The 13,282-nt window shown below is 58.8% G+C and carries 14 protein-coding genes and 1 pseudogene; 11 read left to right on the forward strand and 4 right to left on the reverse strand.

Annotation, left to right across the window (positions count from 1 at the left end; all coding sequences use genetic code 11):
- Window position 1: 1 nt before the first annotated feature.
- The 6 genes and pseudogenes from dut (at window position 2) to LOY52_RS26430 (ending at window position 4,457) form a co-directional block, all read left to right on the forward strand.
- Window positions 2–457: a dUTP diphosphatase gene (gene dut / locus LOY52_RS26405; protein WP_047596787.1), complete on the forward strand. Its 456-nt coding sequence runs from the start codon at window positions 2–4 to the stop codon at window positions 455–457.
- A 325-nt stretch (window positions 458–782) separates the two neighbouring features.
- A pseudogene (locus tag LOY52_RS26410) lies at window positions 783–2,159 on the forward strand (phosphomannomutase/phosphoglucomutase); the annotation flags it as partial.
- A gap of 17 nt (window positions 2,160–2,176) precedes the next feature.
- On the forward strand, window positions 2,177–3,082 hold the full coding sequence (gene argB, locus LOY52_RS26415; protein WP_007962366.1) for an acetylglutamate kinase: 906 nt from the start codon (window positions 2,177–2,179) through the stop codon (window positions 3,080–3,082).
- A gap of 203 nt (window positions 3,083–3,285) precedes the next feature.
- Window positions 3,286–3,498 carry a hypothetical protein gene (locus tag LOY52_RS27340; RefSeq protein ID WP_309474954.1) on the forward strand — a complete coding sequence of 71 codons (213 nt, stop codon included), beginning with the start codon at window positions 3,286–3,288 and terminating at the stop codon, window positions 3,496–3,498.
- A gap of 16 nt (window positions 3,499–3,514) precedes the next feature.
- Window positions 3,515–4,087 (forward strand): hypothetical protein, encoded by a 573-nt coding sequence (locus LOY52_RS26425; protein ID WP_095137700.1) that lies wholly within the window; start codon window positions 3,515–3,517, stop codon window positions 4,085–4,087.
- A complete protein-coding gene (locus LOY52_RS26430; RefSeq protein WP_258677281.1) occupies window positions 4,074–4,457 on the forward strand; it encodes a hypothetical protein in 384 nt (127 codons plus the stop codon). Before LOY52_RS26425 ends, LOY52_RS26430 begins: the two co-directional genes overlap by 14 nt.
- 159 nt (window positions 4,458–4,616) lie before the next feature.
- Here LOY52_RS26430 and pyrE read toward each other — a convergent pair whose 3' ends face one another.
- Complete coding sequence (pyrE, locus tag LOY52_RS26435) at window positions 4,617–5,261, reverse strand: orotate phosphoribosyltransferase (protein ID WP_042608114.1); 645 nt, start codon at window positions 5,259–5,261, stop codon at window positions 4,617–4,619.
- An 82-nt stretch (window positions 5,262–5,343) separates the two neighbouring features.
- On the opposite strand from pyrE, the gene LOY52_RS26440 reads away from it, so the two are divergent.
- Window positions 5,344–6,123, forward strand: coding sequence for an exodeoxyribonuclease III (locus tag LOY52_RS26440; protein WP_003229491.1), 780 nt, complete (start codon window positions 5,344–5,346; stop codon window positions 6,121–6,123).
- 78 nt (window positions 6,124–6,201) lie between these two features.
- Here LOY52_RS26440 and gltS read toward each other — a convergent pair whose 3' ends face one another.
- The 3 genes from gltS to rph all read right to left on the reverse strand — a co-directional run bounded on the left by gltS (window position 6,202) and on the right by rph (window position 8,920).
- The gene (gene gltS / locus LOY52_RS26445; RefSeq protein WP_258677284.1) at window positions 6,202–7,410 is read right to left on the reverse strand and encodes a sodium/glutamate symporter; all 1,209 of its coding nucleotides are present in this window, start codon (window positions 7,408–7,410) and stop codon (window positions 6,202–6,204) included.
- A 389-nt stretch (window positions 7,411–7,799) separates the two neighbouring features.
- Window positions 7,800–8,168, reverse strand: coding sequence for a DUF4870 domain-containing protein (locus tag LOY52_RS26450; RefSeq protein WP_003229492.1), 369 nt, complete (start codon window positions 8,166–8,168; stop codon window positions 7,800–7,802).
- 29 nt (window positions 8,169–8,197) lie between these two features.
- Window positions 8,198–8,920, reverse strand: coding sequence for a ribonuclease PH (gene rph, locus LOY52_RS26455; protein ID WP_027610407.1), 723 nt, complete (start codon window positions 8,918–8,920; stop codon window positions 8,198–8,200).
- Between the two features lie 270 nt (window positions 8,921–9,190).
- Between rph and LOY52_RS26460 the strand changes: the two genes are divergently transcribed.
- From LOY52_RS26460 to spoT, 4 genes are all read left to right on the forward strand, one after another.
- Window positions 9,191–10,054, forward strand: a complete 864-nt coding sequence (locus tag LOY52_RS26460; RefSeq protein WP_102356281.1) for a YicC/YloC family endoribonuclease — start codon at window positions 9,191–9,193, stop codon at window positions 10,052–10,054.
- 10 nt (window positions 10,055–10,064) lie between these two features.
- Window positions 10,065–10,685: a guanylate kinase gene (gmk, locus tag LOY52_RS26465; protein WP_003229498.1), complete on the forward strand. Its 621-nt coding sequence runs from the start codon at window positions 10,065–10,067 to the stop codon at window positions 10,683–10,685.
- Between the two features lie 167 nt (window positions 10,686–10,852).
- A complete protein-coding gene (gene rpoZ / locus LOY52_RS26470; protein WP_003229503.1) occupies window positions 10,853–11,116 on the forward strand; it encodes a DNA-directed RNA polymerase subunit omega in 264 nt (87 codons plus the stop codon).
- A 57-nt stretch (window positions 11,117–11,173) separates the two neighbouring features.
- Window positions 11,174–13,279: a bifunctional GTP diphosphokinase/guanosine-3',5'-bis pyrophosphate 3'-pyrophosphohydrolase gene (gene spoT, locus LOY52_RS26475; protein WP_025112705.1), complete on the forward strand. Its 2,106-nt coding sequence runs from the start codon at window positions 11,174–11,176 to the stop codon at window positions 13,277–13,279.
- The last annotated feature ends 3 nt before the right edge of the window (window positions 13,280–13,282 follow it).

The raw sequence follows: 13,282 nt of genomic DNA on the forward strand, positions 1-13,282 counted from the left end.
CATGCACGCTTTGCAAGCCAAGATCCTCGACCCACGCATCGGTACAGAATTCCCGCTGCCGCAATACGCCACCCCGGGCTCAGCCGGCCTCGACCTGCGCGCCATGCTGGAACAGGACATCGTGATCAAGCCGGGGGAAACCGTGCTGATCCCTACCGGTCTGTCGGTCTACATCGGCGACCCGAACCTCGCCGCCCTGATCCTGCCGCGCTCGGGCATGGGCCATAAGCATGGCATCGTGCTGGGCAACCTCGTCGGCCTGATCGACTCGGATTACCAAGGCCCGCTAATGGTGTCCTGCTGGAACCGTGGCCAGAACGACTTCACCATGACCGTCGGCGAGCGTCTGGCGCAACTGGTGCTGGTTCCGGTGGTGCAGGCGCATTTCGAAATGGTTGAAGAGTTCGTCGAAACCGAGCGCGGCGCGGGCGGATTTGGCCATACCGGCACTAAATAACCGGATAACGCCCCCTGTAGGAGCTGCCGCAGGCTGCGATCTTTTGACTTTGTTTTTTAAGAGCAAGATCAAAAGATCGCAGCCTGCGGCAGCTCCTACAGAGGAAATTTGTGCAGATTCAAGCGGAAGGTTTACCGCCAGAAATCAAGGTTTTGCCGGCCGCAAGCCACGCCAGACAAGGCGTCATGGCCCTTTCACACCACGAACTCTCTGTGGAAAACGCCGTCATACCCTTCAGTTTGAGCCTGCCGCCGAGTGAATCGTCGGTGTGTCCCGCCACTTTCGAGATGGAGCATTTGTGCAGATGAGCACCCCCGCCAAGATCGCCCCGCAGCTACCCGACAGCATCTTCCGCGCCTATGACATTCGCGGCACCGTGCCGGAATTCCTCAATGCCGAAACCGCCTACTGGATCGGCCGCGCTATCGGCTCGCAGAGCCTGGCCCAGGGCGAACCGAACGTTTCCGTCGGTCGCGACGGCCGCCTGTCCGGCCCGGAGTTGGTTGCAGAACTGATCCGCGGTATCGCCGAAAGCGGCTGCCACGTCAGCGACGTCGGCCTGGTACCGACGCCTGCGCTGTATTACGCGGCGAACGTATTGGCCGGCAAATCCGGGGTAATGCTCACCGGCAGCCATAACCCGTCGAACTACAACGGTTTCAAGATCGTGATCGCCGGCGACACCCTCGCCAACGAACAGATTCAGGTGCTGCACGAGCGCATCAAGACCAACGATCTGAGCAGCGGCCAAGGCAGCGTGACCCAGGTCGAAATCCTTGACCGCTACACCACCGAAATCGTCCAGGACGTCAAACTGGCCCGACGCCTGAAAGTCGTGGTCGACTGCGGCAACGGCGCGGCCGGCGTGATTGCCCCGCAACTGATCGAAGCGCTGAACTGCGAAGTCATTCCGCTGTTCTGCGAAGTCGACGGCAACTTCCCCAACCATCACCCGGATCCGGGCAAGCCCGAGAACCTCGTCGACCTGATCGCCAAGGTCAAGGAAACCAACGCCGACATCGGCCTGGCCTTCGACGGCGATGGCGACCGCGTCGGCGTGGTGACCAACACCGGCAGCATCGTCTACCCCGACCGTCTGCTGATGCTGTTCGCCCGCGACGTGGTGGCGCGCAACCCGGACGCGGAAATCATCTTCGACGTCAAATGCACCCGGCGCCTGGTGCCACTGATCAAGGAGTACGGTGGTCGCCCGCTAATGTGGAAGACTGGCCATTCGTTGATCAAAAAGAAAATGAAACAATCCGGTGCTCTATTGGCCGGTGAGATGAGCGGGCACATCTTCTTCAAGGAACGCTGGTTCGGTTTCGACGATGGCATCTACAGCGCCGCACGGCTGCTGGAGATCCTCAGCAAGGAAAAATCCACCGCCGAAGAGCTGTTTGCGACCTTCCCGAACGATATTTCTACGCCGGAAATCAATATCCATGTGACCGAAGAGAGCAAATTCAGCATCATTGATGCACTGCACGACGCACAGTGGGGCCCAGGCGCTGACCTGACCACCATCGACGGCGTGCGAGTCGATTACGCCAAAGGCTGGGGCCTGGTGCGCGCCTCCAACACCACACCGGTGCTGGTGCTGCGTTTCGAGGCCGATGACGAGGCAGAACTTGCGCGTATCAAGGCTGTGTTCCACGCCCAACTGATACGCGTTGCACCTGATCTCCAACTACCGTTCTGATTCACCCGGAGCCCTGAATGACCCTCGAACGCGAAGCCGCCGCCCACACCGCCCAGGTCCTGTCCGAAGCGTTGCCTTACATCCGACGTTATGTCGGCAAGACCCTGGTGATCAAATACGGCGGCAACGCGATGGAAAGCGAGGAGCTGAAAACCGGCTTCGCCCGCGACATCGTTTTGATGAAAGCCGTGGGCATCAACCCGGTGGTGGTTCACGGTGGCGGCCCGCAGATCGGTGATCTGCTCAAGCGCCTGTCGATCGAAAGCCACTTCGTCGACGGCATGCGCGTCACCGACGCCGCGACCATGGACGTGGTGGAAATGGTCCTCGGCGGTCAGGTCAACAAAAGCATCGTCAACCTGATCAACCGTCATGGCGGCAGCGCGATTGGCCTGACCGGTAAAGACGCCGGGCTGATTCGGGCGAAGAAACTGACCGTCACCCGCCAGACCCCGGAGATGACCCAGCCGGAAATCATCGACATCGGTCAGGTGGGCGAAGTGGTCGGGATCAACACCGAGCTGCTGAACCTGCTGGTCAAAGGCAACTTCATCCCGGTGATCGCGCCAATCGGCGTGGGTGAGAACGGCGAGTCGTACAACATCAACGCCGACCTGGTGGCCGGTAAAGTCGCCGAAGCGCTGAAAGCCGAGAAGCTGATGCTGCTGACCAACATCGCCGGCCTGATGGACAAGTCCGGCACCGTGTTGACCGGCCTGAGCACCCAGCAGGTCGACGATCTGATCGCCGACGGCACCATCTACGGCGGCATGCTGCCGAAGATCCGCTGCGCACTGGAAGCGGTTCAGGGCGGTGTTGGCAGCTCGCTGATCATCGACGGCCGCGTACCGAACGCGATTCTGCTGGAAATCTTCACCGACACCGGTGTGGGCACGCTGATCAGCAATCGCAAGCGTCACTGATCGCTGAAACACAAAAGATCGCAGCCTGCGGCAGCTCCTGCAAAAGCAAATTTCGTATGTATGAAATTTCTGTAGGAACTGACGAAGTCTGCGATCTTTTTTATGCCTGCAAGAAGCGTCTGACTCCACTCAGCGAAACGTCCGACATCTCCTCAGAACAAATCGCCCTAGGATCTTCCCTGAACCCACAGGAGATCTTCCCCATGCAAAAAAACCGCGTACCGTACGGCAGCGATGTTTCCGCAGGCACCTATGAATGTGCAGACTGCGGACGCGAGTATTCCAATCAGTCGAAAACTTCACTGCCGCCCTGCCCTGACTACCAACCCAGCACCCACGTGCTCAATGGCTGGAACATCCTGACGGGCCAGGGCGACGCTGCTGCCGATCCGTATCCGGGCCAATCTTCCAAATAAACAAGGGAGACGAGCCATGCAGATATCTTTCAATATCGACGCGGACGCTTTCGAGCAGGAACAAAAGGAACCGGTCAAGAAGACCTTGCGTATTGGCGACGCGGAAATTGCCAACGCCCTTCAGCGCATCGCCAAGGCCAGCCTGACCGAATACCTGAAAATGCTGGTCGAGGGTGGCATGCCCAGCCGGGCCGATGAGGCCAAGCAGGATCGCCTGCTGTACCTGATTCAAAGCTACTTCGGGCAGACCTTGCCGACTGAATCGCAAATCTCGACGATCTTCCAGCTGACTCAAAGCCAAAGCAAAACCCTGCTGAAAAACACCGTGTCGCGCTTTCGCAATCAACTCGATGACATCCTGCAGCACAGCATGCGGGCGGTCGTGGCGTCGGCTGAATATGCGCAAACCGTATATCTGGTGGTCATCAGCTCGGACGTGATTCGTGATGAGCTGAACATGCTGATCACCCAGAATGAGCCGACCTTCAAGCCCATCACCAAACGCAAAGGCAGCGCCGGGCAGTTTGAGATCAGCGAAGACTCTCACGATTTGCTGTGCGCAACACTGGGCCTCAATGCCGTTCAGTGACATCGTCGCGGTCAGCGGCTTGCTGCTGACCCTGACCACTTTTCTGTTCAACCTGGCCTGGCCGAAGCTGACAGAGGCCATGGCGCAGGATGAATATCAGTCAGGTCTTCAGGCCAGAAAGCGCAGCAGGGAAAAGGTCATAGGGACGTTGCTGGGCTGTGCATTGCCGCTGACGTGCGCCTTTGCCGCGCTGTTTTACATCAACCTGCCCGCCGCCGTGCGCATTATTCAAAGCAGCAGACTGGCGCTGTGGGACTTCGATGTTGATCGCACGTTATATGTAATGGTGGTGGCGGCGTTGCTGGCCTTTACGCTGATTAACACAAGACTGACGTTGAAATTGCTTGGAAAATGGCGAAACCTGCACTAACTGCAAACAAAAAGACCCCGTCCAGCCTGACTGGACGAGGTCTTTTTTTGCCTGCGATCTCTGTAGGAGCTGCCGTAGGCTGCGATCTTTTGACGTTTGCTTTCAAAAACAAGATCAAAAGATCGCAGCCTTCGGCAGCTCCTACAGCGGGGGATGCGCTTACACGCCGAACTGGGCGCGATACGCTTCCACGGCGGGCAGATGCTGCTTGAGCTGCGGATCGTCGGCGAGGAATTCCAGCACCTGGTTCAGCGAAACGATGCTGATCACCGGAATACCGAAGTCACGCTCAACTTCCTGGATTGCCGACAACTCACCGTTGCCACGCTCCTGACGGTTCAGGGCGATCAGCACGCCGGCGGCCTTGGCGCCGTCCTGGGAAGCGATGATCTGCATCACTTCGCGGATCGCGGTGCCGGCAGTGATCACGTCGTCGATGATCAGCACTTCGCCGGTCAACGGCGCGCCGACCAGGCTGCCGCCTTCGCCGTGGGCCTTGGCTTCCTTGCGGTTGAAGCACCATGGCAGGTCGCGGTCGTGATGCTCGGCCAGCGCGACAGCGGTGGTCGCTGCCAGCGGGATGCCTTTGTAGGCCGGGCCAAACAGCACGTCGAACGGAATGCCGCTTTCGGCAATGGCTGCCGCGTAGAAACGCCCCAGCTGCGCCAGGGCGGAACCGGAGTTGAACAGGCCGGCATTGAAGAAGTAAGGACTGGTGCGCCCGGACTTCAGGGTGAACTCACCGAAGCGCAAAACGCCGCGATCGATGGCAAAACGAATGAAATCGCGCTGATACGCTTGCATGAAAAAAACCCCAAATACCACGGATTTAGCTAATTAGCTTGACGCCGTGTATCATACACGCACGCGATTTTTGGGGCCATTTATGCGGATCATCAGTGTGAACGTCAATGGTATTCAGGCTGCAGTCGAGCGTGGTTTGCTCAGTTGGCTGCAAGCACAGAATGCCGACGTCATCTGCCTGCAGGACACCCGTGCCTCCGCCTTTGAACTGGATGACCCAGCCTTCCAACTGGATGGCTACTTCCTTTATGCCTGCGATGCTGAAGTCCCTGCCCAAGGTGGCGTGGCTTTGTATTCGCGGTTGCAACCGAAGGCTGTCATCAGCGGTCTCGGTTTCGAGACGGCCGACCGCTACGGGCGCTACCTGCAAGCAGATTTCGACAAAGTCAGTATTGCCACCTTGCTGCTTCCTTCGGGGATGAACGGCGATGAGGACTTGAACCAGAAGTTCAAGCTCATGGACGACTTCGGCAAGTACCTGGACAAGCAGCGGCGTAAACGTCGCGAGTACATTTATTGTGGCTCGCTGTACGTTGCGCAGCAGAAGCTCGACATCAAGAACTGGCGCGACAGCCAGCAATCCCCGGGCTTCCTTGCGCCTGAACGCGCCTGGATGGACGAGATTGTCGGCAACATGGGCTATGTCGATGCCCTGCGCGAAGTCAGCCGCGAAGGCGACCAGTACAGCTGGTGGCCGGACAACGAACAGGCCGAGATGCTGAATCTGGGCTGGCGCTTCGACTACCAGCTGCTGACCCCGGGCCTGCGCCGTTTCGTACGCAGCGCGCGCCTGCCGCGACAGCCACGTTTCTCGCAGCACGCGCCGCTGATCGTCGACTACGACTGGACGCTGACCATCTAAGCGTCGATCCGTCGTTAAAAAATGCCCGTATCGCGAGATACGGGCATTTTTTATACCGCGCCTGAAGCAGTCCAGACCTCAGACGGCGACAAAAAACGGCAAGGCCAGGTAAAGCTTGATGACGATCACGTTGATGATGTCGATGAAGAATGCACCGACCATCGGCACAACCAGAAATGCAATCTGCGAAGGCCCGAAACGCTGCGTCACCGCCTGCATGTTGGCAATGGCCGTTGGCGTTGCGCCCAGGCCAAAACCGCAATGCCCCGCCGCCAGAACCGCCGCGTCGTAGTTACTGCCCATCACTCTGAATGTCACAAAAATCGCAAACAGCGCCATGACCAACGTTTGCGCAGCCAGGATGATGAATATCGGCAGCGCCAACGCTGCCAGATCCCAGAGTTTGAGAGACATCAAGGCAATTGCCAGAAACAGCGACAGGCTGACATTGCCCAGCACCGACACTTCACGCTCGAATACCTGATACAGGCCCAGCGCCGATAGCCCGTTACGTAGCACCACTCCCACGAACAAAACGCAGACGAATGTCGGCAACTCGAATGCGGTTCCGTGCAAAAAGCCATTCAGAAGATTGCCCGCCAATAAACTGACCGCAATCAATGCCAGTGTCTCGATAAACGAAAAGGGCGTAATCGAACGCTCCTTGTTCGGCTGCTCGAAACCCTTTGGCATCCGTGGCGTTTGTTGAGGCTGGCAACCGGGCAGCGCAACGCGCTTTATGAGCAGGCGAGCCACCGGCCCACCAATCAAACCACCCAAAACCAGGCCGAAGGTCGCCGACGCAATTGCAAGCTCGGAGGCCGAAGCGAGACCGTACTTTTCACTGAATACCGTGCCCCACGCCGCCCCCGTACCGTGACCGCCCGCAAGTGTGATTGAACCCGTCAGGAGCCCCATCAACGGATCAAGACCCAACGTTTTGGCAAGGCCAATGCCCAAGGCGTTCTGAACCACCAGGAGCCCGGTAACCGCCAGTAGAAATATGCCGACTACGCGACCACCCTTTTTCAGGCTGGCAAAGTCTGCGCTCAAACCGATTGTGGCAAAGAACGCCAACATCAACGGCGTCTGCAGTGAAGTATCAAATCTGATTTCTATATCAAAAGTTCGCAACATCAATAAACCCAGCGCAACCACCAGTCCACCGGCGACGGGTTCAGGGATATTGTAATTACGCAGAAAACTGACTCGTGCAATAAGTCCGCGCCCCAGTAATAGCACCAGAGAGGCGGCCACGAGCGTTCCATAAAAATCGAGCTGGATCATTGGGGATATTCTTGGCTATTTATTCATCAGGCGCACTTTTTACCCGCGCACACCCATTGAATCGGCTGATTGTCTCAACACTGATTGATTTGAAATTCAAGGGCCTTCGATGGCTTGAATATATCGAGATATTTCTGAAGCAACGTTGCGCGGAGCAACCTTAACAATCGACAAGTCCTGTTGCCAAGGACTGAGATCGCGTTAAAGCGTTGCAGTTGTGACTAAAAGTGTAGGCGTTAAATATATAAAAAATACCCACTACCGCTTGTCGCAGATAGAACTGTTCCTACACGAAAGAGTAATTATTCGAGTTGCAAAAACACAAACGCCCTGACAGGTCAGGGCATTTGCATTAAAACTTTGCGAGCCAAGAGGTTTTGCATTGATCGTTATTTGATCAGTCGCCATGTGAATGGATAACGGTAGGGAAAGCCTTCGTTTGCCTTCACCCCGGCAATGATCGTCAGCACCAATGCGCCGATGGCCAGCAGACCCAGCAAGAAGAAGCCGATGATCAACACCATCAGCAGCAGACAGATCGCGGCAGCAATCGCCACGGTGATCTGAAAGTTCAGCGCTTCCTTGCCCTGAGCGTCGATGAATGGATCGGTCTCGCGCTTCATCTGCCACAGGATCAGCGGCCCGATCAGGTTGCCGAACGGAATCCAGATCCCCAGCAAGGCGGACAAGTGACAAAACATCGCCCACTGGCGAACCTCCTGGCTCGGCTTGGGCAGTAACTCTTGCTCATCACTCATCGTGTCCTCCTTGCGGGTTACGAACCTGCTCAGTCGGCCAGTGCAGCCTTTTGCAGTTCGAAGATTTCGTTCATGCCTTTCTTGGCCAGTTCCAGCATGGCGTTCAGATCTTCAGGCTGGAACGGCGCGCCTTCGGCGGTGCCCTGGACTTCGATGAAGCCACCGGTGCTGGTCATCACCACGTTGAGATCGGTCTCGGCGGCGGAATCTTCAAGATAGTCCAGATCCAGCACCGGCTCACCCTGATACATGCCGACCGACACGGCGCCGATCATTTGCTTGAGCGGGTCGCCGCCCTTCAGGCCGCCGCGCTTCTTGATCACTTTCAACGCATCGACCAGCGCCACCATAGCGCCGGTGATGGAGGCGGTGCGGGTGCCGCCGTCAGCCTGGATCACGTCGCAGTCGACGTACAGGGTGACGTCGCCCAGCTTGGACATGTCCAGCGCAGCGCGCAGGGAACGACCGATCAGACGCTGGATTTCCAGGGTCCGGCCGCCCTGCTTGCCACGGCTCGCTTCACGCTGGTTACGCTCGCCAGTGGCGCGCGGCAGCATGCCGTATTCGGCAGTCAACCAGCCCTGGCCCTGGCCTTTGAGGAAGCGCGGCACGCCGTTTTCGACGCTGACGGTGCAGATGACCTTGGTATCACCGAATTCGACCAGTACGGATCCCTCGGCGTGTTTGGTGTAGTTGCGGGTAATGCGGATCGAGCGAAGCTGATCGGCAGCGCGACCACTTGGACGTTTCATAGGGAATACCTGTACTGGGGACGGAAAACTGCCGAGCATTATAGAGCGCTGCACCGCGCCTGGGCACGGGTTAAAAATTCCAACCGTCGACCCAGGGCCCTGAAACTCGCATAACCGACGGCCTGCAGCCCTTTGTCACACCGTGTGTTTGGGCGCATCCGCCGCACTGCGCTACAATCCTGCGCCTTTGCTGCCAGTCGGCTTAAATTCATTGATATCGAGCCTGCGGAACATCCCTTCTGCGCCGATCTGCATTGCGAGGTCACCGCCATGGTGCACAGCATGACCGCCTTCGCCCGCGTCGAGAAAGCCGGCGTCCAGGGCACCCTGAGCTGGGAGCTGCGCTCGGTCAACAGCCGCTATCTGGAACCGCACCTGCGCCTGCCGGAGTCGTTCCGCGACCTCGAAGGTGCCGTGCGTGAAGCCCTGCGTCAGGGGCTTTCGCGGGGCAAACTGGAATGCACCCTGCGCTTTACCGAAGAAAGCACCGGCAAGCCGTTGCAAGTCGACCGCGAGCGCGCCGCGCAACTGGTCGCCGCCGCCGAAACCGTTGCCGGCCTGATCAAGAACCCGGCAGCACTCAACCCGCTGGAAGTGCTGGCCTGGCCCGGCGTGCTGGTGGCCGACGCAACTGATCCACAGGCGCTGAACGCGGAGGCGCTGGCGCTGTTCAATCAAGGTCTCAAGGAGCTCAAGGCCGGCCGTGAGCGCGAAGGCGCGGAGCTGGCACGCCTGATCAACGAGCGCCTGACTTCCATTGAAGAGGACGTCGTGACCTTGCGTGAACTGGTGCCGCAGATGCTCGCGACCCAGCGTCAGAAAGTCCTCGACCGCTTCACCGACATGAAGGCCGAACTGGATCCACAGCGCCTGGAACAGGAAATGGTCATGCTCGCGCAAAAGAGCGATGTGGCCGAAGAACTGGATCGCTTGAGCACCCACATCATCGAAGTTCGCCGGGTGCTCAAGTCCGGCGGTGCCGCCGGTCGGCGCCTGGATTTCCTGATGCAGGAACTCAACCGCGAAGCCAACACCCTGGGCTCCAAGGCCTTCGACCCGCGCAGCACCCAGGCCGCCGTCAACCTCAAGGTGTTGATCGAGCAGATGCGCGAACAAGTGCAGAATATTGAGTAAGGCAACAGACATGACCCACAGCACCGGCACCCTGTACATCATTTCCGCGCCATCGGGCGCAGGCAAGAGCAGCCTGGTCAAGGCTTTGACCGATGCCAATCCGGAGATCCGCGTCTCGATTTCCCACACCACCCGCGCCATGCGTCCGGGTGAAGTGGACGGCGTGAACTATCACTTCGTGACTCGCGAAGAGTTCGTGAAGATGGGCGAGCACGGCGATTTCCTCGAACGCGCCGAAGTCTTCGGCAACTTTTATGGCACCTCGCAAAGCCGCCTGCAGCAGACGCTGGACGAAGGTCACGACCTGATTCTGGAAATCGACTGGCAAGGCGCAGAGCAAGTGCGCAAGCTGATGCCGCAGGCTCGCTCGATCTTCATCCTGCCACCGTCGTTGCAGGCCTTGCACCAGCGCCTGACCAACCGCGGCCAGGACAGTGACGAGATCATTGATGGCCGGATGCGTGAAGCCGTCAGCGAGATGAGCCACTATGTCGAGTACGACTATCTGATCATCAACGACGATTTCGCCCATGCACTGGACGATCTGAAGGCGATTTTCCGCGCCAATCAGCTGCAACAGAAACGCCAGCAGGTACGTTTCGGCAAATTACTGGCCGAACTGCTCGGTTAATCAGCACTTCCCAAAACCGCTGCAAGCGCTTTACATTGGTGCTTGCAGCGCGTTGAAGGGTCTGGTCAAAAAATCAGCGCTTCCCTAATCGCTGGTGATTTTTTAAACTGCTCAGTCCGCTCGCCCAACCGGGCAGCGCGCATATTGCATTCGCTCCGAGGAATACCATGGCCCGCGTAACCGTTGAAGACTGCCTAGAACACGTGGAAAACCGCTTTGAGCTGGTCATGCTCTCTACCAAGCGTGCCCGTCAACTGGCCACCGGCGGCAAAGAGCCACTGGTCCAGTGGGAAAACGACAAGCCGACCGTTGTCGCCCTGCGTGAAATCGCAGAAGGCCTGATGAGCTACGAGTTCATCGCCGAGCAGGAAATCGTCCACGAAGACCCGGTCTTCGCTGCGTTCGAGGACGAGTCCAACGAGGCCGTCTAAGCCTATGCCTGGTCGACGTAGCACGGCGCGGGAACACAGCCTACGGCAGGAGTCATCATGCCGAGCATAGACGCCCTCGCCGATCGCTTATCGACCTACCTCGGCAACGACCAGGTCAACCTGGTCCGCCGAGCGTATTTCTACGCCGAACAAGCCCATGACGGTCAGCGCCGTCGCAGCGGCGAGGCGTACGTCACGCATCCTCTTGCGGTGGCGAATATTCTTGCCGACATGCACATGGACCATCAGAGCCTGATGGCCGCGATGCTGCATGACGTGATCGAAGACACCGGAATCGCCAAAGAAGCGCTGCAAGCGCAGTTCGGTGAAACCGTGGCCGAACTGGTCGACGGGGTCAGCAAACTGACCCAGATGAACTTCGAGACCAAGGCCGAGGCCCAGGCTGAAAACTTCCAGAAGATGGCCATGGCCATGGCGCGCGACATTCGCGTGATCCTGGTCAAACTCGCCGACCGCCTGCACAACATGCGCACGCTGGAAGTGCTGTCCGGGGAAAAACGCCGCCGGATCGCCAAGGAAACCCTCGAAATCTACGCGCCCATCGCCAACCGGCTGGGCATGCACGCCATTCGTATCGAATTCGAAGACCTCGGCTTCAAGGCGATGCACCCGATGCGTTCCGCGCGGATCTACCAGGCGGTCAAGCGCGCCCGGGGCAACCGCAAGGAAATCGTCAACAAGATCGAAGAGTCCCTCGGCCATTGCCTCGCGATCGACGGTATCCAGGGCGAAGTCAGCGGCCGCCAGAAGCACCTCTACGGCATCTACAAGAAAATGCGCGGCAAGCGTCGGGCCTTCAACGAGATCATGGACGTCTACGCGTTCCGGATCATCGTCGACAAGGTCGATACCTGCTACCGCGTGCTGGGTGCTGTGCATAATTTGTACAAACCGTTGCCGGGGCGCTTCAAGGATTACATCGCGATCCCCAAGGCCAACGGCTATCAGTCGCTGCACACCACGCTGTTTGGCATGCACGGCGTACCGATCGAAATCCAGATCCGTACCCGCGAAATGGAAGAGATGGCCAACAACGGCATCGCCGCCCACTGGCTGTACAAATCCAGCGGTGACGAGCAGCCGAAAGGCACTCACGCCCGAGCCCGCCAGTGGGTCAAAGGCGTGCTGGAAATGCAGCAACGCGCCGGCAACTCGCTGGAGTTCATCGAGAGCGTGAAGATCGACCTGTTCCCGGACGAGGTCTACGTGTTCACGCCCAAAGGCCGGATCATGGAGCTGCCCAAAGGCTCCACGGCGGTCGACTTTGCCTACGCGGTGCACACCGATGTCGGCAACAGCTGCATCGCCTGCCGGATCAACCGCCGCCTCGCACCGCTGTCCGAGCCGCTGCAAAGCGGCTCCACGGTCGAGATCGTCAGCGCGCCCGGCGCGCGGCCGAACCCGGCGTGGCTCAACTTCGTGGTCACCGGCAAGGCACGTACGCACATCCGCCATGCGCTGAAACTGCAACGTCGTTCCGAGTCCATCAGCCTCGGCGAACGCCTGCTGAACAAGGTGCTCAACGGTTTCGACAGCTCACTGGAGAAGATCCCGGCCGAGCGCGTCAAGGCGATGCTCAGCGAGTACCGCCTCGAACTGATTGAAGATTTGCTCGAAGACATTGGTCTGGGCAACCGCATGGCCTATGTCGTGGCGCGCCGCCTGCTTGGCGAAGGCGAACAGCTGCCGAGCCCGGAAGGCCCGCTGGCGATTCGCGGTACAGAGGGTCTGGTCCTGAGCTATGCCAAGTGCTGCACACCGATCCCCGGCGACCCGATTGTCGGGCACCTGTCGGCGGGCAAAGGCATGGTCGTGCACCTGGACAACTGCCGCAACATCAGCGAAATCCGGCACAACCCGGAAAAATGCATCCAGCTTTCGTGGGCCAAGGATGTCACCGGCGAATTCAACGTCGAGCTGCGCGTCGAGCTGGAGCACCAGCGCGGCCTGATCGCCCTGCTGGCCAGCAGCGTCAACGCGGCCGACGGTAATATCGAGAAAATCAGCATGGACGAGCGCGATGGCCGCATCAGCGTCGTCCAGCTGGTGGTCAGCGTCCACGACCGTGTGCACCTGGCCCGCGTGATCAAGAAACTGCGCGCCTTGACCGGGGTCATCCGCATCACCCGCATGCGTGCCTAATTC

The organism is Pseudomonas sp. B21-051 (genome assembly GCF_024748795.1).
Lineage (GTDB): Bacteria > Pseudomonadota > Gammaproteobacteria > Pseudomonadales > Pseudomonadaceae > Aquipseudomonas > Aquipseudomonas putida_A.